A 22,128-nucleotide genomic window follows, 5' to 3' on the forward strand; every position below is an offset into this window, starting at 1 on the left:
ATCAGAAAAACCACTAACCAGATCAACAAATTGCAGGTTGTTCAGGGCAGACTAAATAAAGTCCTATAAGTTAGTTCTGATAACAAAAAACCCGCACTAAGCGGGTTTTTTGTTGTTACCTAATTACTAGTTTAAGCCATGGCATAGCACCGTAATCTGCGGGAGAATTTCTCCAGTAATTCGATACCACTTTCTTCCGCACGACGACACCAGTCCTCCAGTTGCTTGAGCAACTCATCCTTGGTTGCCGCAGAACGTTCCCATATCGAAGACAATTCTTCTCTCATGCGATAAAGCTTATCCAGCTTCTGAGTATGACTCAACACCATCTCCAACTTAGTACGCTCCTCCTCTTTCAAGGTTTTGGCATCAGCCAACACCCAGTTTCTCAGAGTCGAACCATCCACACCGTTCTCGATTGCAGCCTGCTGCAAATGCACCAGTTCATTCTTGAGCGCGATCTTTAAGGACTTGGTATATTTTGCCAGTATTTCATAGCGATGAGAAATAACCGCCTGTAATGTTTCCAGATCACACTCAGTTTTGGCTTTGTTCAACTGCAACTTGGGAGCTGTTTTCTTCACTCGTGCCAATCCCATCAATTCCAGTATCCGAATATACATCCAGCCGATATCGAACTCATACCATTTGTTGGACAATCTGGCAGAAGTCGGATAAGCATGGTGATTGTTATGCAGCTCTTCTCCACCAATCAGAATTCCCCACGGGGAGATATTACGACTGGCATCCTCGGAGCGAAAATTACGATAACCCCAGTAATGTCCGATACCGTTTATGACCCCGGCAGCCATTACTGGAGTCCACATCATTTGTACAGCCCAGATTGTCAGTCCAATCGGCCCAAACAAAATCACATTGATAACCAGCATTGATGCAATACCGGCTACGCTATGCTTGGTATAAACATTGCGTTCCATCCAGTCATCAGGAGTACCATGTCCATAACGGTCAAGCGTCTCCTGATTTTTAGCTTCAATCTTATACAGTTCTGCACCCTCACCCAATACCTTTTTGATACCAAAAACCTGTGGGCTGTGAGGATCATCCACGGTTTCACATTTTGCATGATGTTTCCGGTGAACTGCAGCCCATTCCTTGGTTACCATACCGGTTGTCAGCCACAGCCAGAAACGAAAAAAATGACTGGGTATCGGGTGCAACTCAAGTGACCGATGTGCCTGATAACGATGCAGGAAAATAGTAATACTGGCAATCGTTATATGGGTAAACACCAGAGCCACGACAATATAGCCCCACCAAGGCAGATCAATAAGTCCGGTCATTAATATCGATGCGACGTCTTCCATTTTTGTAACTACCCCCCTCATTATTTACAATTCTGTAAAAATCCAATCTAAAGAGATGTCTCTCATAAGTCAAGAAAATTAACAATATTTTCAGGTATAAACAGATAAAAATTTATACTTCCTCTCAATACGGGCCAAAAATAATATCAATGTGCCTGATCCCAATTTTTCCCGGTCCCTATCTGAACTTTTAGAGGCACATCCAGTTTGAGAACATTTTCCATCAGCCGAAGTAGACTTTCTCTGATCACCAGCAATTCGTCTGCCGGCACTTCCAGCACCAGTTCGTCATGGACCTGCATGATCAGTTTACTCTGAAGTCGTGCTTCAATCAGCCATCGATGTACGGAGATCATGGCCAGTTTAATGATATCTGCGGCAGTACCTTGCATCGGCGCATTGATTGCCGCCCGTTCAGCCCCCATCTGGCGATTACGCTGATTACTGCGGATATCAGATAATTGCAATCTTCTTCCCAGCACGGTTTCGACATATCCGTGCTGCCTTGCAATTTCTCTCGTACGTTGCATGTAATCCGCCACACCTGGATAACGTGCAAAATAGCGATCGATAAAAGTACGGGCAGCAGTACGCTCTATACCCAGTTGAGTAGCGAGCCCGAATTCAGACATGCCATAAATCAAACCAAAGTTAATGACTTTAGCGTAACGGCGCTGCTCCGGGTTCACCTGTTCAACAGAAACACCAAACACCTCGGCAGCCGTGGCACGATGAATGTCCTGTCCTTCAGAAAAAGCGTGTATCAGCCCTGTATCCCGGGAAATATGCGCCATGATGCGCAGTTCGATCTGGGAATAATCAGCTGACACGATAAACCAGCCATCCGGCGCGATGAATGCCTCACGGATACGCCTGCCTTCCAGTGTACGTACCGGAATATTCTGTAAATTCGGATCGTTACTCGCCAGACGGCCGGTAACAGCAACTGCCTGCGCATAATGGGTATGTACACGGCCAGTTTGCTTGTTCACCATCTGTGGCAATTTATCGACATAAGTCGATTTGAGCTTAGCCAGGCCCCGATAATCCAGCAAAATCTTAGGCAACGGATAATCCGACGCCAGCCGTTGCAGCACTTCTTCATCGGTGGATGGCACTCCTTTGGGTGTTTTTTTGATGACGGGTAATTTATGCTGACCGAACAATATTTCTTGTATCTGCTTGGTCGAATTCAGGTTGAAAGCATGGCCAGCGAGGGAATGGGCCTGTTGTTCAAGCGCAACCAGCTGTTGTGTCAGTTCACCACTCTGTATCTCCAGCAAATTGGTATCGAGCAGTACGCCATTACGTTCGATCCGGAACAGAACTTCCAGCAACGGTATTTCGATCTGCTGATAAATATACTCAAGGCGGGCATCTTGATTGATTACTGGATATAAAACTCGATGCAAGCGCAATGAGACATCCGCATCTTCAGCTGCATAGATCCCCGCCTGATGAACTTCCACCTGCTCAAACCCGATACGTTTTGCTCCCTTACCGGTTACTTCATCATAGCTGATGGTTTGTAGGCTCAGATGCCGGCTGGCCAGACTGTCCAGATCATGCGACAGGTGGGATTCCAGTACATACGATTGCAGCAATGTGTCGTGTTCGATTCCGTTCAGCATTACTTCATGATTGGCAAGTACATGTCTATCGTATTTCAGATTCTGTCCGATCTTGGCCTTCTCACCATTCTCCAGCCAGGGCTTCAGCCGTTGCAGTACCTGTTCACGATTCAATTGTAGAGGTACACCCGGGTAATGATGGGCAAGCGGTATATAAGCTGCTAGCCCCGGCTTCATACAAAACGAGAGCCCTACCAGCTTTGCTTCCATCGGATTCAGACTGGTCGTCTCGGTATCGATCGAAACCAGCTTGGCAGATTCGCATCGCGCCAGCCAGTCATCCAGTTGCGCATCAGTCAGAATAACCTGATAGTCACGCTCATCCTCATTTTTTCCCACCGGGACTGGCGAATCATCCCCTATTGCAGCCACAGCAATCCCTTCAACCTTCTTATTTTTCTCCGGATCAGGTTGTTTGAGTTCACGCAGCCAGCTCCGGAATTCGAGATGCTCGTAGAGTTCCATCAGCCTGGCCGTATCGGGAGAAGTAGCAACCAGATCCTGCCAATCCATTGCAAGCGGAACATCACATTTGATCGTTAGCAGTTTTTTTGAAACCTTCAGCCAATCCAGCGCCTTGCGCAGATTTTCACCCACCACACCCTTTATCTCATCCACATGCACAATCAGATCATCCAACGTACCATATTGAGCGAGCCACTTCACTGCAGTTTTGGGACCTACTTTCTCCACCCCGGGAATATTGTCCACGCTATCCCCCACCAACGCCAGAAAATCAATGATCTGTGCAGGTGTCACACCAAATTTCTGCAGAACACCCGATTCATCCAGTGATTCGTTGTTCATGGTATTCACCAGCCGAATGCCTGGCCTGACCAGTTGTGCAATATCCTTATCACCCGTTGCAATCACACACTGAGCCTGCTGAACGATTGCATGTTCTACCAGCGTTCCAATAACATCATCGGCTTCAACACCCTCTTTTATCAGCAGTGGCCAGCCCATTGCCCGGATACAGGCATGCAAGGGATCGATCTGGCTGACCAGATCTTTCGGCATCGGCGGACGGTGTGCTTTATATTGCGGGTAGATATCCTCACGGAAGGTTTTACCTTTTGCGTCAAACACACACGCGCTATAATCTGGCCGGTATTCCTTATGCAGGCGACGCAACATATTCAACACGCCATAAATTGCGCCAGTGGGTTCATTAAGGCGGTTACGCAAATCGGGCAGAGCATGAAAAGCACGATACAGGTAAGAAGAACCATCGACCAGCAAAAGTGTTTTCATCAAACAAGGACCTCTATGAGCTTGCAAGCAAAATTATCGGATACCCTCACCTTGGAAAAGCCCTGGTCAGCCCGGGAGTCGTGGCGGGTTTTCGGAATTGTGGCAGAATTTGTCGAAGGCACGGAACGGCTTGAATGTATTCAGCCTGCCATCAGCATTTTTGGCAGCGCCCGAACCCCTCCTAATCATCCACATTATAAATTAACCGAAGCGATCGCAAGGCAATTGTCGGATGCCGGATTTTCAGTTATCTCCGGGGGCGGGCCCGGTATTATGGAAGCAGCCAATAAAGGTGCCTTTTATGGTAAATCCCCCAGTGTGGGATTGAACATCCAACTCCCACATGAACAACACCGTAACGTTTATCAGGATATCAGCCAGACTTTCCGACATTTCTTTGCCCGCAAATATATGTTCGTCAAGTTCGCAACCGCCTATGTTGTGATGCCAGGCGGGTTTGGAACTCTGGATGAGCTGATGGAAGCACTGACACTCGTTCAGACCGGTAAAACCCGCAAAATGCCGATTATTCTGGTCTGTTCAGATTTCTGGGCGGGGATGATCGACTGGTTTCGACAGGTACTTATCCAGAGTGATTTCATTTCACCAGAGGACATGGATCTCATTCAGATTGTGGATGAACCATTTCAGGTCGTAGATGCAATCTTCCGTTATTATGAAACCTCAGGATTTGAACCATCTGCTGCTGAACGTAACATACAGCTCAATCTTTAATACCAGCGGATTCATTTAATCAGAGAACAGCAAAATATTCCAACTTTCCGGTGATCAGCATGAAGTCAGCAACGCTTTTATTTTTCTGCAGCAACCTAGTCTGGATATCGCCCCTCACATGGGCGCAAACCGGCCAGCAACCGGATAATCTGGTTCCATTACCGGAAATTCCAGAATCGCCTTCTTCTGGGGAAGAAAATGGTCTTCCTCCCGAACTGGGGCTGGATCCATCTCTGGAACCGGAAATAACGATCCGTGAAGGAAAAGACAAAACGATGATTGAAGAATATCGCGTCAATGGCGAACTATACGTCATCAAAATCACCCCCCGGATCGGTAAGCCTTATTATCTGCTGAACCGACGCAGTGCTGCCGGTACGCCTCACCGGGGAGACATGGAATCAGGTGTAAGTGTCCCAATGTGGCAAATTTACCGCTTCTGAGCGGGATTTGCCGGAACCCGATCATCTCTTCATCAGAATCTGCCTGTTTGTCGACCATTTCTCAAACCAACTTTCAACGCTTCATTCATGTCTGTTTTCACCCAAGTTACTAAAGAACAGCTTACTGTCTGGCTACAAAATTACTCACTTGGATCACTGATCGACTTGCAAGGCATTTTATCCGGCATTGAAAATACCAATTACTTTTTCACCACCACACAAGGCAAATTCATTCTCACCCTGTTCGAGAAACTAGCCTATACCGAATTGCCCTTCTACCTCAACCTGATGGCGCATCTCTCTGAGCAGGGCATTCCTTGCCCCAGGCCTGTTGAATCACGAAACAGCAGTCTGCTGGGGCAGCTGAATGGCAAGCCGGCCTGTATCGTGACCTTCCTTCCCGGACGATCCATGGTACAAGTTGCAGAAAAACAATGCGCACAAGTCGGTGAAATGCTCGCCAAAATGCATCTGGCCGGACACAGCTACTCCGGCTGGAATCAAAACCCGCGCGGGCTGGATTGGTGGCAAGCTACGGCCGGAACAGTCATGCCTTTCCTTTCCTCTTCCGAACAGAATCTGCTCGGTGAAGAATTGCAATTTCAGACGGCGCAGATGACTGCCAATCTCCCTCAAGGCGTCATACATGCTGATCTTTTCCGGGATAACGTCCTATTTACAACCAAGGGCATTGGTGGTGTCATTGATTTTTATTTTGCCTGTAACGACACACTGCTCTATGACTTGGCGATCACAGCCAATGACTGGTGTACGCTTACAGATGGCGTAATGGATAGCGCACGGATGCATGCTCTCGTAACAGCCTACCATGCTGTGCGGCCATTGACTGCTGATGAACATTCCGCCTGGCCAGCCATGCTGCGCGCAGGTGCACTGCGCTTCTGGCTATCGCGTCTGTATGACTACTATCTTCCACGCCCCGGGGAACTGACACATAAAAAAGATCCGGACCACTTCAAAAGAATTCTGGAGCATCACCTGAACAACCCGGGTGTATTACCTCCTTTTCAGGCCTAAGGCGAATAGACCAAAATATTACTCGGTATAGCCGGTCAGGTGACGACTGCCTTTCTCACCTGTATCCTGTAAACAATCAGGTTTTTGACAGAAACATACCTCAAATTACTGGAGAACGACGAATGGAAGCGCGATACGTACGCGGCAGGCAGGGTTTACAGTGGATTCTAAGTGGCTTTTACTTTTTTCGCATGGCGCCCCTCAACTGGATACTCTTATGCTTCACCTATTTACTCATCGGTGTCACACTGGGACTCATCCCGCTGCTGGGCAGTTTCATCGGGATATTGACCGTGCCCATCTTCGTAGCCGGGATCATGGTCGGGTGCAGAAAACTGGATCTGAGCGGTAAACTTGAACTGGAATACCTGTTTTACGGATTCAAAAAATACACGATACCTCTCATCACGATCGGTGGAGTTTATCTGATCGGCGATATTCTGATTACCGGTATTTTCATGCTGCTTGGGGGAGATGCAGTCGTTGATATGTGGCTGCACGGCAAACGATTCAGCGAAAATGAATTACCCGGCGTGATGGATGATCTGCTGTTTGCTTCATTGCTTTGCCTGTTGCTCGCCATTCCGCTGATGATGTCGATCTGGTTTGCACCCATGCTGGTAGTCTTTGAGAACATGCCTCCGCTCATCGCCATACGCAAAAGTTTCTTTGCGTGCCTGAAGAATCTTTTTGCTTTCCAGATCTATATGGCCATCCTGTTTGTTCTTGGAATGTTGGCAGCGATGCTTTACGGGTTGGGTTTCATCATCTGGTTCCCGGTCGCATTTGCTTCCGTTTACGTCAGTTACAAAGACATCTTTCACTACGAACAGGATGAAGATACTCAGCCCAAATCAGATGAGCCAAGTACTGAAGAAAACAAAGAAGATTCCAGCCAAACCAATGAACACTGAACCGAGCCCAGGATTCGGTTTACAAGGAAGATCAATCAGAAAAACTGGCAGCAACCTGTTCTCAGAGCGGTAGATACACCACTGCCGTTACAGGGGCTCCAGTTTTGCATAAGCGAGCGAGAGCCACTTTGTACCTGCCTGGTGGAAATTCACCTGGACCCGCATATCCGTCCCGCTACCCTCGCAATTCAGGATAATACCCGTGCCAAATTTGGCATGCGATACCTGCTGTCCGATGTGAAAACCTGCGCTACCCAGCTCTGATGATGTCGATCCGGCTGCTGCAGCCATCGTACTCCTGCCTTTCTGGCTGCTATTTATAGTGCTGGCAACAGTTTGTCCTGTTCCCGACACCCCCTGACGAAAACTTCTTCCGGAAAAATCGGAGCGCAGCCTCTTCAAAAGATCTTGTGGGATTTCATCAACAAAGCGGGAAGGTATGTTCACACGCACCTGACCGTGCAACATGCGGCTCTCGGCGTAACTCAGGTACAGGCGCTGCCGGGCACGTGTCATTGCCACATACATCAGACGCCTTTCTTCTTCCAGACCATCAGGCTCATTCCGGCTGTTTTCGTGAGGAAACAAACCTTCTTCCAGACCACTGATAAATACCGAATGAAATTCCAGTCCTTTTGCAGCATGTACTGTCATCAGCTGAACCGCATCCTGATACCCTTCCGCCTGATGTTCACCGCCTTCGAGCGAAGCATGTGCCAGAAAAGCGGTGAGACTGTCATCCTCTGACTCATGCACAAAACTGGTCGCAGCATTGATCAGTTCCTTGAGATTCTCCAGGCGCTCGTCACCTTCACGTTCAGCCTGATAATGTGCTGCCAGCCCGCTCTGATCGATCACACGCCGGATAATTTCCGGTAACGGCAAACCCTCGCTGACTTGCTGCATGGATAAAACCAGGCTGACAAAACCCGCTATTCCTCTCCCGGGCTGGCTGTTCCTGGTGGCAGCTGCTTTCCCTCCCTCATATACCTTGAATGCTGCCTGCCACAGACTGGTGCCGAGCATTGCAGCCTGATCCTGTAACTGTTCCAATGTGCGTGCACCAATCCCTCTGGGAGGAAAATTGATGATCCGCAGCAGGGCATTGTCATCATCCGGTAAAGCAATCAGTCGTAAATAGGCCAAAGCATGTTTTACTTCCTGGCGATCGAAGAAACGCATACCACCATACACACGGTAGGAAACAGATGCGTTGAACAGACCATGCTCCAGCACTCGTGATTGCGCATTGGAACGATAGAGCAGAGCAATATCAGAAAGAGCCAGGCCATCGGCATGCAACGCCTTGATTTCATCGATGATAAAACTGGTTTCATCCATATCTGTGGCGGCATGATATACCCGCACCGGTTCACCCTTCCCCGCTGCAGTCCACAAATTCTTGCCCAGACGTCCCTTGTTACACTCGATCAACGCATTGGCAGCATCCAGAATATTGCCATGAGAACGATAATTCTGCTCCAGCCTGATGATCTTCGGTACACTAAAATCTTTTTCGAGATCCCGCATATTCCCGACATGCGCTCCCCGGAATGCGTAGATGCTCTGGTCATCATCCCCAACGGCAAAAATGGCTGCATGCTGCTGCAAACCCGGGCCCGCCAGTAATTTGATCCATTTATATTGCAGGCGATTGGTATCCTGAAATTCATCTACCAGTATATGTTCAAAACGACTGCGGTAATGATCACGCAGAATCTCATTGCGGCTCAATAGTTCATAGCAGCGCAGCAGCAATTCAGCAAAATCGACCGTACCTTCCCGCATACTGACGGTTTCATATATCTGGTAACATTCAGCCAGAGTCTGGTTGAAACTGCCACGCATATCAACCTGAGAAGCTCGTAATCCTTCTTCCTTGGCATTATTGATAAACCATTGCAATTGTCTGGGCGGCAGTATCTTTTCATCCAGTGATCGTTCTTTCAATACACGCTTGATGACAGCCAGCTGATCCGCCATATCCAGTATCTGGAATGCCTGCGGCAATCCTGCATCTTCATGATGGGCACGCAGCACACGGTGACACAAACCATGAAATGTACCCACCCACATAGCACGGATGTTGACAGGCAGCATCGCACTGATACGCGCCACCATCTCGCGTGCCGCCTTGTTAGTGAAGGTAACTGCCAAGATATTCTGTGGCCGGGTATGACCCGATTGCAATAGATAAGCAATTCGTGTAGTCAGCACCCGGGTTTTACCACTTCCGGCACCTGCCAGCACCAGTGCTGACTGGTGTGGCCAGGTGACGGCTTCCAGCTGTTCCGGGTTGAGATCAGTAAGTAATGCAGTCATATAAAAGGGAACAGCTGAATTCTCCCCGCCCGCTGTCAGAGTCGAGTGAGGTCTCAGAAAAGTTATTTTTTGCTTTTCGCCACCAGATCTAGAATCAGTGGCGCCAGGATTAGTTCAATCGCCATACCCATTTTACCGCCTGGAACAACGATGGTATTGGGACGGGACATGAACGACCCGCTTATCATATTGAGCAGATAAGGAAAATCTGCTCCATGATGATCACGGAAGCGGATAACCACCATACTTTCGTCCAATGTGGGAATATCCCGTGCAATGAATGGGTTGGACGTATCAACCGTCGGAACACGCTGGAAATTGACATGTGTACGTGAAAACTGGGGAGTAATGTAATGAACGTAATCATGCATGCGACGCAGAATGGTATGTGTTACCGCTTCAGCCGAATATCCTCTGGCAGCCGTATCTCGATAGATTTTCTGTATCCACTCCAGATTAACGATGGGGACCACGCCGACCAGCAGATCGACATACTGACTGGCATCAGCGGTATCACTCTTCACTCCGCCATGCAGCCCCTCGTAAAATAACAGGTCGGTACCCGGCTGAATGGGTTTCCAAGATGTAAAGGTACCAGGCTTCTGATTGTAAGGTTGAGCTTCCTGCTCATTATGCAGATAAAGGCGAATCTCTCCGGATCCGGTTTGACCATACGACCGGAACAATGCCTCCAGTTTTTCGAATTCATTGGCTTCCGGTCCGAAATGGCTAATAGGGCGCCCTCCTCCTTTTTCCGATTCTTCAACCGCCCGTTTCATGGATTCGCGGTCATAACGATGGAAGCTGTCTCCTTCCACTACAGCTACATTCAGCCGCTCGCGCTGAAAAATATGCTCAAAGCTTGTCTTGACTGTAGAAGTTCCGGCTCCGGATGATCCGGTTACTGCAATAACAGGGTGCTTCCGCGACATTTGTTTTTATCTCCTCAAAATATAAAAAATAATTTCCCTAAAACCAGCAAACTGTCATTCCGCAACCATATGTGAATACCTTCCCTCATTCATCGTTCAGACAGTCGTCACCAATCGAGTTTATTTGGTACAGCGGGGATTTTTTCCTGAAGCACTTGCCTGCTGCTGTAATTGTTGTGCCTTCGGTAAAATTGCCTGCAAATTCTGTATACGAGAGGTATGCGAAGGATGTGTGGACAAAAATTCCACCGGTTCTGCTCCCTGGCTGGCCTGTGCCATTTTTTGCCACAATCTTATACTCTCCGCTGGATTGAATCCGGCCTTGGCCATTAAATCCAGGCCAATCGTATCTGCTTCTGATTCATGCAGCCTGCTAAATGGCATGATAACCCCGTATTGTGCACCCACCCCCAGTAGACCGACTGCTGTCTGCCCCAATGCAGATTGGGGTGCGGCAATCGCCTGGATAAGCGAAATTCCCAGATTAGTACCCGCCTGCTGAGATAAGCGCTCGTTGCTATGGCGCGCCATTACATGCCCGACTTCATGGCCTATGACTACTGCCAGCTGATCCTGATTATCTACCAGATTGAGCAGGCCGGTATGCACCCCGATTTTTCCACCAGGCAATGCAAACGCATTCAGTGATTCATCTTCAAACACGACAACTTCCCATTCTCCTCCTACTTCCCGTGTAATTGCACTGGACACACAACTGACGAAACGGTTATTTGCCGTATCTTGACTGATTTTGTTCTCTCGCTTCAATGTATCGAATGCCTGAAGGCCCATGCTGTTCACCTCGGCATCCGGCATGAAAGCAACCTGTGTCCGGCCAGTGGGAGAAGTCGCACAAGCGGCGAGAATACAAACAAGCAGACAGGAAAACAATAACTTTATCTTTGAAATACCCATCACTATCCCTCCCTTAAATCTAGACATGAGCCGGGCGGCTGGTGTCCGCCCGGAGCAGAGTACTACTATATAGTCGTCGATGAAATTACGTATGAATACATCATTCCTTTGCACCCAAGGCCAATGCCCGTTTGCGGGAGTGTTCTGCATCCTCTTCGGATAATCGATGCTCAGCCCAACCGGTTAAATGAGTTTGAACGATGCTCCCAATCGCCTCAATCCAGAGCGGATGTTCATTGAGGCTCGGTATGTAATGAAATTCACCTCCCCCCGCCCCGGTAAAAATCGCTTTTCCTTCCAGTGCAATTTCTTCAAGCGTTTCCAGGCAATCCGAAACGAAGCCAGGGCAGACGACATCGATCCGCCCAATTTTCCGTTTACCCAACTCTGCCAGAATTTCCGCAGTATAAGGCCTCAGCCATTGCGCAAAACCAAAACGTGACTGAAAACACACCTGATAGCGATCGTCCGCCAGTTCCAATGCTTTAGCCAATAATCGACCGGTTTTCAGGCACTCGCAATGATAAGGATCACCCATATCCAGTGTCTTACGCGGTACACCGTGAAAACTGATGACCAGTTTGTCAGGCTGGCCATGTTTTTCCCAATAATCACGTACATTCTGTGCCAAGGCTGCAATATAGCCCGAATCATCATGATAATGCCGGACAGTGCGAATATCAGGAATATTACGCATCTTCTTCAACTCGGAGAAAACGCCATCCAGCACACAACCAGTACTGCTAGCAGCGTACTGGGGAAATAGCGGTAACACCAGAATCCGGTCACAGCCTTGTGCTTTCATCTGTTGCAATTTTTCGGTAATGGATGGATTGCCAATAATCATTGCATATTCAACTACCAGCGAAGATTCCACTCGCTCATCCAATAAAGCGGTTACCAATGCCGTTTGGCGCTCAGTATGTACTTTCAGGGGAGAACCTTCGGATGTCCAGATTTGCTCATACTTTCTGGCAGATTTAGCCGGCCGGATATTAAGAATGATGCCATTTAGAATAAACCACCACAGCCAGCGCGGAAACTCGACAATACGCGGCTCACTCAGAAATTGCTTCAGATAGGTCCGCAATGCTTTGGCAGTCGGCGCAGTCGGTGTACCCAGATTGACCATCAGAACACCAATCTTACTGATGGAACCATGGCGATAAACGGGTTCCGGTAACATTCGAGACATAACTGGAATGAAGTAAACAGGCTATTACGACAGATTACTCGAAAGCAGCTTGGCGGTAATATCCACAATAGGAATGATACGTTCGTAAGCCATGCGTCGCGGGCCGATCACACCGACCGTACCGACGATTTTTCCTTCCATTTCATAAGGTGCAGTAACGACACTGACCTCCTCCAGCATCGTTTCATCCGACTCTCCTCCGATGAAGATCTTCACACCATGGGCCTGACGGCTCAACTCCATCAACTGTAACAGTTTGGATTTTCGCTCGAACATCTCGAACAGACTTTTTAAACTGGAAAGATTATCTGATAAATCACGAACGTCAAACAGCCTGTGTTCTCCGGCAATCATTACTACCTCGCTGCTTTCCTGCAAAGCATCACTACCTATTTCAATTGCTGCATTCATGAGGCCAGTCATATCCCGACGCAATTGTGTCAACTCACGCTGGAGTCCTGAGCGAATTTCTTCCAGCGTACAACCGGCATAGTGCTGATTGAGAAAATTACCGGCCTCGATCAGATCAGACTGACTGTAAACGGTTTCCGTAAGAATGATACGATTCTGGACATCGCCTTCCGGCGTCACCAAAATCAGAAGAATCCGTTTTTCAGTCAATGCCACAAATTCTATATGGCGAAAAACTGCCCCTCCCACCCGTTTAGGCGTGACCACCACACCTACAAATCGGGTCAGCTCTGAAAGCAGACGAGAGGTAGTATTCATCAAATGAGTAGGATTATTCGGGTGCAGCTGGTTTTCCAGCAAAGTAATCTGCTCATTATCCAGCGATTTGACCACCAGTAAGGTATCGACGAAAAAGCGATAGCCCAGTGCAGTAGGCATACGCCCGGCCGAGGTATGAGGGCTGGAGACATACCCCATTTCTTCGAGGTCAATCATTACATTGCGAATCGTGGCCGGACTCAGATCCAGCCCAGAAAATTTGGCGAGTGAACGTGAACCAACTGGCTGACCTTCATGGATGTAACGTTCAACCAGGGTTTTAAGCAGGATTTTTTCGCGTTCGTTAGGCATTTATCTATTCTACACGAATCAGTCCTGCTACAAGTAGGGTTGGTCTGGAGCAGAAATCCCGTGATTTGATGGATGACGTAACACCCTTTCTCGGCTGATTTCTACCTTTTTTCGCATGGGCTGCGGTAATATCCGATCCTTACGATCACTTGAAATTTGCCGAATCACCTGAAATAGAAGTCCAGATATTTTTAACTGTTCCGACTCCTTATCACTAATGGACAGCGCCTTATTTAAAACGATTGCTCTGATCGGAAAACACAAAAACCCCGATATCGTGATTCCCCTGCTAAATCTGGCAGAGTACTTGGCCGACCGGGGTATTAGTGTAGTACTGGATTCATTGACTGCTACCCATATCAATAACAGCAGATACCCTATACTGACACTGGAAGCAATTGGTAAACAGGCAGATCTTGCAATCGTGCTGGGGGGTGATGGAACAATGCTCAACATTGCTCGCGCACTCGTCCCATTCAGCGTTCCACTGATCGGTATCAACCAGGGAAGATTAGGTTTTTTGACTGATCTTACTGCCGATACCATGCACGAAACCCTGAACGATATGCTGGCAGGCCAGTTCGTCGTGGAAAATCGCATGCTGCTAACAACTGAGGTCACACGTAATGAAGAAAGTGTATTTAAAGAATTAGCTTTCAATGATGTGGTACTTCATCGGGGCATCAGCAGCGGTATGATTGAACTTGAAGTCCACATCAATGGTGAGTATGTTTATTCTTTACGATCGGATGGCCTGATCATCGCGACACCCACTGGATCGACAGCTTACGCGCTTTCCTCTGGCGGGCCAATCCTGCATCCCGGCCTCAACCTGATGACGCTGGTACCGATCTGCCCACATACCCTCAGCAACCGTCCCATCGTAATCGGTGCAGATGCCACCATCGAAATCAAAGTCCATTTTACGACCGAGATAAAAATCTACACAGACAGTCATTCCTGGTTTGATCTGAGTGAACATGACAGAGTATTCGTTCAGCGTTGCCCGGAAACCATCAAACTCCTACACCCCGTCCACCACAGTTACTACCGCATGTTGCGGGAGAAACTCGGCTGGAGCAGTATCCTTCAGAAAAACAGTCGTTAATCTCCATGCTGCAAAACCTGTCCATCCGCAATTTCATCATCGTCGATCATATCGATCTGCATTTCAAATCGGGTTTCACGGTTCTGACTGGTGAAACCGGCGCAGGAAAATCCATTCTGATCGATGCGCTGGAACTTGTACTGGGCAGACGGGCTGATACGAGTCAAATCAGACATGGCTGTAAACGTGCTGAAATTACTGCACAATTCGATGTAAACACTATCCCTGCTTTACAAGAGTGGTTAGTGGAAAATGCACTGGAAGATGAGACCGGTATATGCCTGTTGCGCAGAATCATGGAAGCGGGCGGACGTTCACGCAGCTTCATCAACGGACACCCTGCCACCCTCCAGCAACTACGCACGATTGGCGAATGGCTGGTCGATATTCACGGCCAACATGCTCACCAGTTGCTGATGCACGGCTACAAGCAAGGTGAATTGCTCGATGCGTGGGCAGGTGAATCGGACCTTGCCCGGCAAGTAACCTCCGCTTACCGGCACTGGCAGGATCTGTACCAGCAAAGACTTGCGTGGGAACAGCACAGCGAACAAAACTTGCGGGAGCACGGAACCCTGACATGGCAACTCCAGGAGTTGATTGCCCTGAATTTCTCACTGGAAGAATGGGAAAATCTGCAAACCGAACATAATCGACTAACACATACTGCAAGCCTGCTGGAAACTGCACAGTTCAGCCTGGAGTCATTATCGGAAAATGAAACGGCGATATTGACGCAACTCAGCACTGTAATTACCCGACTGAACAGCCTGACCGGTATCGATAACACACTCGAACCCCTCTGCAGTCAGCTGCAATCAGCCCAAATACAATTACAGGAAATCGTATATGAATTGAAACGTTATCAGCAGCACCTAGATATTGATCCCCACAGGCTGCAGGAAACAGAAACACGCATTGCAGCCATTCATGGAACAGCCAGAAAATACCGTGTCACACCGGAAATACTGCCGGATTTACTGGAAACAACCAGGCAACACCTGGAATCATGGGGAAATGCAGTAAGCAGCGAAGCACTGATGAAAGCAGAAAAATCTGCCCGGAGTAATTTTGAGAATCTCGCGGGCAAATTGAGTCAGGCAAGGCAGCGTGCAGCAGACCAATTGTCTAGCCTAGTCACGGAAACCATGCAAACTCTGGCGATGGTGGGTGGCCGCTTTAACGTAGCATTGATACCGGTACCATCGGGCAATCTGCACGGTAAGGAACAGATCGAGTTTCAGGTGTCGGCTCACCAGGATCTGCCGTTACGCCCGCTGAATAAAGTAGCCTCTGGCGGTGAACTCTCACGTATCAGCCTGGCAATCCAGGTCATTACCAGCAAAGCTGGTACTGTCCCTACCCTGATTTTTGATGAAGTCGATACCGGAATAGGCGGTCGTATTGCTGCAATAGTGGGCAAGCTACTCCAACAACTCGGAAAAACACGACAGGTAATGAGCATTACACATCTTCCACAAGTAGCAGCCAAAAGCGACCATCACTGGCGCGTATCCAAAACCTCCGGAGCAGAAGATGAACAGTTGCCGGCAAGCCATATTTCAGAACTGAATCCAGCACAGAGAATCGAAGAAATTGCCCGGATGCTGGGCGGTGAAAGTATGACTCCTGCCACGCGTCAGCATGCAGCAGAAATGCTGGATTACGATAAATAGAATCAATCTACCTACCTAAGCAGTACAGGATCCAGCTTCGAAAGTAAAATTACTCCTTCGTATTCTCCTGTTGCTCTTTAGATTCCCCAGCAGGAGCAACATATGTGATCAGCTCCGGCTGAGAAGTCTCGGTACGGACCATTTTTCCCTCGATAACCGCTCCCTGATGAATTTTCAGGATCTTATAGAAAATATCCCCGCTAATTTTCGCAGCGGGTTGTAGCTCGAGACTTTCGTCGCAATGAATCGGCCCTCTCACTGTGCCATTGACGACTATATACGGCACTTTGATTTTTCCTTCCACCACTCCCTGCTCACTAAGCACCAGCAAAGCATGCTGTTTACCATTTGCTGACATGATGCTGCCACAAATACGACCATCGACGCGCAATCCGCCAGCAAAATGAATATCACCAGTAATTACAGTACCTTCCCCGATCAATGTATTAATATCACTGATTATTTTATGTTTTCTTCCGAACATGCTCCGATTCCTTCTGAGATAGCTGGATCGTTTTCGTCAGTATTGCCTTACTCGAGCCATTCTCATAAATAAGAACCTGCAGATTCTTCACTATCGTATCTGCCGGTATCTGGAAACTTTTCTCCAATCTGTGATAAAAGCGAAAATTAATAGGAAATTCCTTAGAAGCATTCTCATCTACGAGTGAGATAAATTTTTCCTCATCATTTTGAAGTAATCCAACCACAAACTCGAGCCGGCCACTAAATTCTTTTGACTGCTGCCCCCCCTGAGCAAGCAGCAATGTATACAGATATTCACCCGGAAGCTGGCCCGCCTCTAATGAAAAACGATGAATGACAAGCTCCACATTGGAAGATTCTTCGTTTCCGGAAATCATCTGCTGGAATAAGGCTAGATCCTCTCTCAGCCGCTCATTTTCTTCATCCAGGGATTTGACCTGTTTTACCAGATCCGCACGAGTAGCATTACTGATCTGTAATTGTCTGACAAGCTCCGCAAGCTGTGCACAAAGCGCGGTATCGTATTTTTCCAGGCAACTGTTCGATTCAAGAATCTGTTCAAGCACAGGATCAGCCGTAACCATGATATTACTGGCCGGCTGGGCTGTACTTTGCCCGATGACATACATTCCATAGGCCAACAGGGCTATCAGCAGTAACCCGATAAATGACATCAGTACGCGCCGGTACCAGGGGACATGAGGGCGCACAACCACCTTGGGCGTACTAATACTTTGTCTGTTATGCAGCAATTTTCTCCCCGGGCTTCTGGAAATTTCTGAAAGTCTTACGTTTGCACTATTTGCAACACAATATTTCTTCAGCTACTTCACTTATCAGTTGCTGACTAAGGCAGCAGCGGAACATGCCGGATACCGGTCGTTTCCGGTAATCCATACATGATATTCATGTTCTGAACGGCCTGACCGGCAGCACCTTTAACCAGATTATCGGTAACGGAGAGTATCACTGCGATATCACCATTCCCCGGGCGATGAACTGCAATCCGGCAAAAATTCGAACCACGTACGGAGCGGGTTTCCGGATGGCTGCCAGCAGGGAGCACATCGACAAAGGGCTCACTGGCATAACGATTCTCATACAGGGTTTGCAAATCGATATCCTTGGTCAGTCTGGCGTAGAGTGTAGCGTGGATCCCTCGGATCATCGGAGTCAGGTGAGGCACAAAGGTCAACCCGATCGGCTTCTTCAATCTCTCGGACAGCCCCTGCCTGATTTCGGGCAAATGGCGATGTCCCGGCACCGCATAAGATTTGAAGTTATCTGATGCTTCCGCATATAAAGTATGTATTTCCGCTTTGCGGCCTGCTCCGGAAACACCTGATTTGGTATCCGCAATCAGATGATCTGCATCTACTGCTCCTGCTTCAATCAGCGGAATAAAACCCAACTGTACTGCGGTTGGATAGCAGCCGGGGTTGGCAATCAATCGTGCATTCCGGATTTTTTCCCGGTTGACTTCAGGTAAGCCGTAAACAGCTTCGGCTACTAGATCAGGAGCAGCATGCGTCATGCCATACCATTTCTCCCATTCCGGGATATCTTGAATACGAAAATCAGCCGCCAGATCAATAACTTTTATTCCTGAATCAAGTAAAGCTTTTACCTGTTGCATGGCAACCCCATTGGGGGTTGCAAAAAAAACGATATCACATTTTCTGAAATCCACTTTCGCCGGATCACTGAACTTGAGCGCAATCTGCCCACGTAGGCTGGGAAAAAGCTCATCCACCCCTGTACCTGCTTCTTGTCGGGATGTAATGACTCTAAGTTTGACTTTCGGATGCTGTACGAGAATGCGCAACAACTCGACGCCCGTATAACCTGTTCCACCTACAATGCCGACATTAATCATTTCTTAAAATAACGACCAGAAAGTTAATTATCCATCAAGGAATAGCAGAGATACCCGACCGCTGCATGCTATAAAACCCGATATAAAAAAGCCGCCCATGAAATGGCGGCTTTCCAATTGCTCTGAAACAATGGCAATCAACGTTTAGAGAACTGCTTGCGACGCCTTGCTTTACGCAAACCAACCTTTTTTCGCTCTACTTCACGTGCATCTCTTGTCACGAAGCCAGCTTTACTCAGAATCGGTTTCAATGTTTCATCATAGCCGATCAACGCACGGGTGATACCATGCCTGACCGCTCCAGCCTGCCCAGACTCACCTCCGCCGTGAATATTGACCATGATATCCAGATTGGAAATATTTCCAGTCAGTTCCAAAGGTTGACGGATGATCATCCGTCCTGTTTCACGGGAAAAATATTCATCAGCAGGTTTATGATTTACTGTAATGACACCCGTACCCGGTTTAATAAAAACCCGTGCAACTGCACTTTTTCTGCGACCGGTTCCGTAGTTATATTGAATAGCCATGATTTATCAGATTAAGCGTTAATTTCCAGTGGTTGCGGTTGCTGAGCCGCATGAGGATGAGTATCTCCAGCATAAATTTTCAGTTTTTTTATCATGGCATAACCGAGCGGCCCCTTGGGCAACATACCTTTTACCGCCTTTTCAAGCGGCCTGGCGGGAAAACGCTCATGCATTTTTTTGAAAGTAGTTTCGTAAATACCCCCGGGATAGCCACTGTGGCGATAATATTTCTTGTCTTCAGCCTTGTTGCCGGTAACTTTGAGCTTATCGGCATTAATGACCACGATATAATCACCCGTGTCGACATGCGGTGTATAAATAGGCTTATGTTTACCTCGCAAGCGATGGGCAATTGCTGCAGCCAGTCTGCCCAAAACTTTGTCGGTTGCATCAACCACAAACCACTCGTGCCTTACTTCATGTGGTTTGGCAGAAAAGGTTTTCACTGATTTTCCTTTGTTTTTAGGTACAAGATAACCTCGGATTATGAGTCACCCTGTAGATAAAGTCAAATTCAGGGCAGAACGGATTGGGATAAAATCAACCGCTATTTTATTTTGCAGTATATACAGCAGCAGCTTGACTCACTGTCACTGTCTTTACATTTACACTGCCACCGGTAAACACAGAAGATAATACCGTTCGATTCAAGAAATCCATGACGCGAGTTATAATTAAACTTTTGCAGATTTTCATGAAACAGTTCATTCTCTCTCTGTTTTTGTTGGCAGCAATTTCTCCGGCATGGTCACAGCAACCGGAACTGGCGGTTGCGGCCAAATCTTTCATCCTGATCGATTTTCACAGCGGCCAGACACTTACCGGCTCCAACTCGCATGAACGGCTGGATCCAGCTTCACTTACCAAACTGATGACAGCTTACGTCGTCTTCTCCGCTTTGAAACAGGAACGGGTCAGGATCGATCAGGTTGTTCCTGTATCCAACCGGTCGTGGCGCATGGTAGGTTCACGCATGTTCATCGAGCCCAACAAACAGGTAACTGTTGATGAATTGATCCATGGCGTTATCGTGCAGTCAGGAAATGATGCCTGTGTTGCATTGGCAGAATTGATTGCCGGTTCAGAAGATCTGTTTGTGCACATGATGAACGAGGAAGCAAAACGCCTTGATATGCATAACACACATTTCACGAACTCAACCGGTCTGACTCATTCGGATCATTACAGCACTGCACATGATCTGGCTCTACTGGCTGCCGCCATCATCAAAGATTTTCCGGAGTACTACCCGCTCTATTCCTTGCGGGAATATACTTATAATGGCATTACTCAGCAAAATCGCAATCGCCTCCTGTGGACAGATCCCAATGTCGATGGCATGAAAACAGGATGGACGGAAGCTGCCGGGTATTGTCTGGTGACTTCAGCAAAACGTGATCAGCGGCGCCTCATCTCTGTAGTAATGGGTACTGCTTCGCCCAATGCTCGCAGCATCGAAAGTCAGCGCCTGCTGAATTACGGATTCCAGTTTTTCGATACTGCTCACCCCTACAAGAAAGATCAGCCCGTAGCCAATGTACAAATCTGGAAAGGTGCACAAAATAAACTCAAGGTCGGATTTGACCGGGATATCTATTTCTCGCTTCCCAAGGGCAAAGTTGAAGGATTGAAGGCCCGGATGGAATACCGCCAGCCACTCATTGCTCCGATCGATCGTGGACGGGAAGTAGGAATGGTAAAATTCATCCTGGATGGACAAGAAATAGCCACCTACCCACTGGTTGCACTGGAGACCATTGATACTGCCAGTTTCCTCGGACGTTCCTGGGACAATCTTAAAATGCTGTTCAACTAACCTCGCGAACAATAAAAAAACAGATATGATTTACCTCAATGGCAAATTCCTACCCATGGAACAGGCTACCGTTTCAGTGCTGGACAGAGGCTTTATTTTCGGTGATGGTGTCTATGAAGTCATACCAGTTTATTCACGCAAACCGTTCCGGCTGGGCGAACATCTTTCCCGGCTGCAGCACAGTTTGGATGGCATACGCCTCCAGAATCCGCACACCGAAGAACAATGGGCTGGTCTGATCGAACGCATCATCGAGCTGAATGAAGGTGATGATCAGTACCTTTACCTGCACATTACGCGCGGAGTAGCAAAACGTGACCACGCGTTTCCTCTCGGAGTAACACCCACTGTCTTCATCATGAGCAACCTCCTGCCGACTCCACCCGCAAAATTGCTCGTTTCCGGGGTTTCAGCGATTACCGCCAAAGATAATCGCTGGGGGCGTTGCGATATCAAGGCCATCTCACTGTTACCAAATATCTTATTACGTCAGCTTGCTGTGGACGCGCAAGCCATGGAAACAATCCTGTTGCGCGATAATCTGCTGACCGAAGGTGCCGCCAGCAATATTTTTCTCGTAAAAGACGACCTGCTGCTGGCCCCCCCTAAAGATCACCGTATATTGCCCGGTATTACCTATGATGTAGTACTGGAGCTGGCTGAAACACATGGTGTTCCACATGCGGTAAGAGAGATATCGGAGCTTGAATTACGTACTGCACAGGAAATCATACTGACTTCTTCCACCAAAGAAATTCTTCCGATCACACAGTTGGATGGACAACTTGTCGGCAATGGCACCCCAGGGCCAGTATTTCAGCAACTGGATCGGCTCTATCAGGCCTACAAACTGGAAGTCATGCGCGGGCATGCTCCACGCCAGTAATA

At 48.0% G+C, this 22,128-nt stretch carries 20 protein-coding genes; 8 read left to right on the plus strand and 12 right to left on the minus strand.

Features of this window, described 5'->3' with window-relative positions:
* Positions 1 to 131 precede the first annotated feature (131 nt).
* Positions 132 to 1,328 carry a DesA family fatty acid desaturase gene (locus ABUL11_RS06530; protein WP_350283057.1) on the minus strand — a complete coding sequence of 399 codons (1,197 nt, stop codon included), beginning with the start codon at positions 1,326 to 1,328 and terminating at the stop codon, positions 132 to 134.
* 146 nt (positions 1,329 to 1,474) lie between these two features.
* Entirely contained in the window at positions 1,475 to 4,213 is a 2,739-nt protein-coding gene (gene polA, locus ABUL11_RS06535) for a DNA polymerase I (protein WP_350283058.1), read from the minus strand.
* Positions 4,214 to 4,228: 15 nt separating this feature from the next.
* Here polA and ABUL11_RS06540 point away from each other — a divergent pair, with 15 nt between their 5' ends.
* The 4 genes from ABUL11_RS06540 (at position 4,229) to ABUL11_RS06555 (ending at position 7,343) form a co-directional block, all read left to right on the plus strand.
* Positions 4,229 to 4,948: an LOG family protein gene (locus ABUL11_RS06540; protein ID WP_350283059.1), complete on the plus strand. Its 720-nt coding sequence runs from the start codon at positions 4,229 to 4,231 to the stop codon at positions 4,946 to 4,948.
* Positions 4,949 to 5,007: 59 nt separating this feature from the next.
* Complete coding sequence (locus tag ABUL11_RS06545; RefSeq protein WP_350283060.1) at positions 5,008 to 5,391, plus strand: DUF2782 domain-containing protein; 384 nt, start codon at positions 5,008 to 5,010, stop codon at positions 5,389 to 5,391.
* Between the two features lie 87 nt (positions 5,392 to 5,478).
* The gene (locus ABUL11_RS06550; protein ID WP_350283061.1) at positions 5,479 to 6,429 is read left to right on the plus strand and encodes a homoserine kinase; all 951 of its coding nucleotides are present in this window, start codon (positions 5,479 to 5,481) and stop codon (positions 6,427 to 6,429) included.
* A gap of 122 nt (positions 6,430 to 6,551) precedes the next feature.
* On the plus strand, positions 6,552 to 7,343 hold the full coding sequence (locus tag ABUL11_RS06555; RefSeq protein ID WP_350283062.1) for a BPSS1780 family membrane protein: 792 nt from the start codon (positions 6,552 to 6,554) through the stop codon (positions 7,341 to 7,343).
* An 87-nt stretch (positions 7,344 to 7,430) separates the two neighbouring features.
* Here ABUL11_RS06555 and ABUL11_RS06560 read toward each other — a convergent pair whose 3' ends face one another.
* From ABUL11_RS06560 to hrcA, 5 genes are all read right to left on the minus strand, one after another.
* Positions 7,431 to 9,665, minus strand: a complete 2,235-nt coding sequence (locus ABUL11_RS06560; RefSeq protein WP_350283063.1) for a UvrD-helicase domain-containing protein — start codon at positions 9,663 to 9,665, stop codon at positions 7,431 to 7,433.
* 62 nt (positions 9,666 to 9,727) lie between these two features.
* Positions 9,728 to 10,597, minus strand: coding sequence for a phosphoribulokinase (locus ABUL11_RS06565; RefSeq protein ID WP_350283064.1), 870 nt, complete (start codon positions 10,595 to 10,597; stop codon positions 9,728 to 9,730).
* Positions 10,598 to 10,717: 120 nt separating this feature from the next.
* Positions 10,718 to 11,512: a M48 family metallopeptidase gene (locus tag ABUL11_RS06570; RefSeq protein ID WP_350283065.1), complete on the minus strand. Its 795-nt coding sequence runs from the start codon at positions 11,510 to 11,512 to the stop codon at positions 10,718 to 10,720.
* A gap of 100 nt (positions 11,513 to 11,612) precedes the next feature.
* A complete protein-coding gene (hemH, locus tag ABUL11_RS06575) occupies positions 11,613 to 12,707 on the minus strand; it encodes a ferrochelatase (protein ID WP_350283066.1) in 1,095 nt (364 codons plus the stop codon).
* A gap of 24 nt (positions 12,708 to 12,731) precedes the next feature.
* A complete protein-coding gene (gene hrcA, locus ABUL11_RS06580; RefSeq protein ID WP_350283067.1) occupies positions 12,732 to 13,748 on the minus strand; it encodes a heat-inducible transcriptional repressor HrcA in 1,017 nt (338 codons plus the stop codon).
* Between the two features lie 217 nt (positions 13,749 to 13,965).
* On the opposite strand from hrcA, the gene ABUL11_RS06585 reads away from it, so the two are divergent.
* Positions 13,966 to 14,856 carry an NAD kinase gene (locus tag ABUL11_RS06585; protein WP_350283068.1) on the plus strand — a complete coding sequence of 297 codons (891 nt, stop codon included), beginning with the start codon at positions 13,966 to 13,968 and terminating at the stop codon, positions 14,854 to 14,856.
* 5 nt (positions 14,857 to 14,861) lie between these two features.
* Positions 14,862 to 16,532, plus strand: coding sequence for a DNA repair protein RecN (gene recN, locus ABUL11_RS06590; protein WP_350283069.1), 1,671 nt, complete (start codon positions 14,862 to 14,864; stop codon positions 16,530 to 16,532).
* 49 nt (positions 16,533 to 16,581) lie between these two features.
* Here the strand turns inward: recN and ABUL11_RS06595 are convergent, their stop codons facing one another.
* From ABUL11_RS06595 to rplM, 5 genes are all read right to left on the minus strand, one after another.
* Positions 16,582 to 17,016 carry a bactofilin family protein gene (locus tag ABUL11_RS06595; RefSeq protein ID WP_350283070.1) on the minus strand — a complete coding sequence of 145 codons (435 nt, stop codon included), beginning with the start codon at positions 17,014 to 17,016 and terminating at the stop codon, positions 16,582 to 16,584.
* Positions 16,997 to 17,770 carry a DUF6776 family protein gene (locus ABUL11_RS06600; RefSeq protein ID WP_350283071.1) on the minus strand — a complete coding sequence of 258 codons (774 nt, stop codon included), beginning with the start codon at positions 17,768 to 17,770 and terminating at the stop codon, positions 16,997 to 16,999. The genes ABUL11_RS06595 and ABUL11_RS06600 overlap by 20 nt, the downstream gene beginning before the upstream one ends.
* Before the next feature lie 95 nt (positions 17,771 to 17,865).
* Complete coding sequence (gene argC / locus ABUL11_RS06605) at positions 17,866 to 18,894, minus strand: N-acetyl-gamma-glutamyl-phosphate reductase (RefSeq protein ID WP_350283072.1); 1,029 nt, start codon at positions 18,892 to 18,894, stop codon at positions 17,866 to 17,868.
* Positions 18,895 to 19,031: 137 nt separating this feature from the next.
* Positions 19,032 to 19,424: a 30S ribosomal protein S9 gene (rpsI, locus tag ABUL11_RS06610; RefSeq protein ID WP_350283073.1), complete on the minus strand. Its 393-nt coding sequence runs from the start codon at positions 19,422 to 19,424 to the stop codon at positions 19,032 to 19,034.
* An 11-nt stretch (positions 19,425 to 19,435) separates the two neighbouring features.
* Entirely contained in the window at positions 19,436 to 19,870 is a 435-nt protein-coding gene (gene rplM / locus ABUL11_RS06615) for a 50S ribosomal protein L13 (protein ID WP_350283074.1), read from the minus strand.
* Between the two features lie 248 nt (positions 19,871 to 20,118).
* Between rplM and ABUL11_RS06620 the strand changes: the two genes are divergently transcribed.
* Together ABUL11_RS06620 and ABUL11_RS06625 are read left to right on the plus strand one after the other, a co-directional pair.
* Positions 20,119 to 21,240 (plus strand): D-alanyl-D-alanine carboxypeptidase family protein, encoded by a 1,122-nt coding sequence (locus ABUL11_RS06620; RefSeq protein ID WP_350283075.1) that lies wholly within the window; start codon positions 20,119 to 20,121, stop codon positions 21,238 to 21,240.
* A gap of 25 nt (positions 21,241 to 21,265) precedes the next feature.
* Complete coding sequence (locus ABUL11_RS06625; RefSeq protein WP_350283076.1) at positions 21,266 to 22,126, plus strand: D-amino acid aminotransferase; 861 nt, start codon at positions 21,266 to 21,268, stop codon at positions 22,124 to 22,126.
* Positions 22,127 to 22,128: the final 2 nt, after the last annotated feature.

Origin of the sequence: Nitrosomonas sp., from assembly GCF_040256045.1 — a bacterium.
Taxonomy (GTDB): Bacteria; Pseudomonadota; Gammaproteobacteria; order Burkholderiales; family Nitrosomonadaceae; genus Nitrosomonas.

Bases quoted from the DNA above. Each gene is read 5' to 3' on its own strand.
- ABUL11_RS06570 (WP_350283065.1), bottom strand. From the start codon at position 11,512: ATGGGTATTTCAAAGATAAAGTTATTGTTTTCCTGTCTGCTTGTTTGT.
- ABUL11_RS06530 (WP_350283057.1), bottom strand. From the start codon at position 1,328: ATGGAAGACGTCGCATCGATATTAATGACCGGACTTATTGATCTGCCT.
- argC (WP_350283072.1), bottom strand. From the start codon at position 18,894: ATGATTAATGTCGGCATTGTAGGTGGAACAGGTTATACGGGCGTCGAG.
- ABUL11_RS06565 (WP_350283064.1), bottom strand. From the start codon at position 10,597: ATGTCGCGGAAGCACCCTGTTATTGCAGTAACCGGATCATCCGGAGCC.
- ABUL11_RS06560 (WP_350283063.1), bottom strand. From the start codon at position 9,665: ATGACTGCATTACTTACTGATCTCAACCCGGAACAGCTGGAAGCCGTC.
- hrcA (WP_350283067.1), bottom strand. From the start codon at position 13,748: ATGCCTAACGAACGCGAAAAAATCCTGCTTAAAACCCTGGTTGAACGT.
- polA (WP_350283058.1), bottom strand. From the start codon at position 4,213: ATGAAAACACTTTTGCTGGTCGATGGTTCTTCTTACCTGTATCGTGCT.
- ABUL11_RS06545 (WP_350283060.1), top strand. From the start codon at position 5,008: ATGAAGTCAGCAACGCTTTTATTTTTCTGCAGCAACCTAGTCTGGATA.
- ABUL11_RS06620 (WP_350283075.1), top strand. From the start codon at position 20,119: ATGAAACAGTTCATTCTCTCTCTGTTTTTGTTGGCAGCAATTTCTCCG.
- recN (WP_350283069.1), top strand. From the start codon at position 14,862: ATGCTGCAAAACCTGTCCATCCGCAATTTCATCATCGTCGATCATATC.
- ABUL11_RS06540 (WP_350283059.1), top strand. From the start codon at position 4,229: ATGAGCTTGCAAGCAAAATTATCGGATACCCTCACCTTGGAAAAGCCC.
- ABUL11_RS06555 (WP_350283062.1), top strand. From the start codon at position 6,552: ATGGAAGCGCGATACGTACGCGGCAGGCAGGGTTTACAGTGGATTCTA.
- ABUL11_RS06595 (WP_350283070.1), bottom strand. From the start codon at position 17,016: ATGTTCGGAAGAAAACATAAAATAATCAGTGATATTAATACATTGATC.
- ABUL11_RS06585 (WP_350283068.1), top strand. From the start codon at position 13,966: ATGGACAGCGCCTTATTTAAAACGATTGCTCTGATCGGAAAACACAAA.
- rpsI (WP_350283073.1), bottom strand. From the start codon at position 19,424: ATGGCTATTCAATATAACTACGGAACCGGTCGCAGAAAAAGTGCAGTT.
- ABUL11_RS06550 (WP_350283061.1), top strand. From the start codon at position 5,479: ATGTCTGTTTTCACCCAAGTTACTAAAGAACAGCTTACTGTCTGGCTA.
- hemH (WP_350283066.1), bottom strand. From the start codon at position 12,707: ATGTCTCGAATGTTACCGGAACCCGTTTATCGCCATGGTTCCATCAGT.
- ABUL11_RS06625 (WP_350283076.1), top strand. From the start codon at position 21,266: ATGATTTACCTCAATGGCAAATTCCTACCCATGGAACAGGCTACCGTT.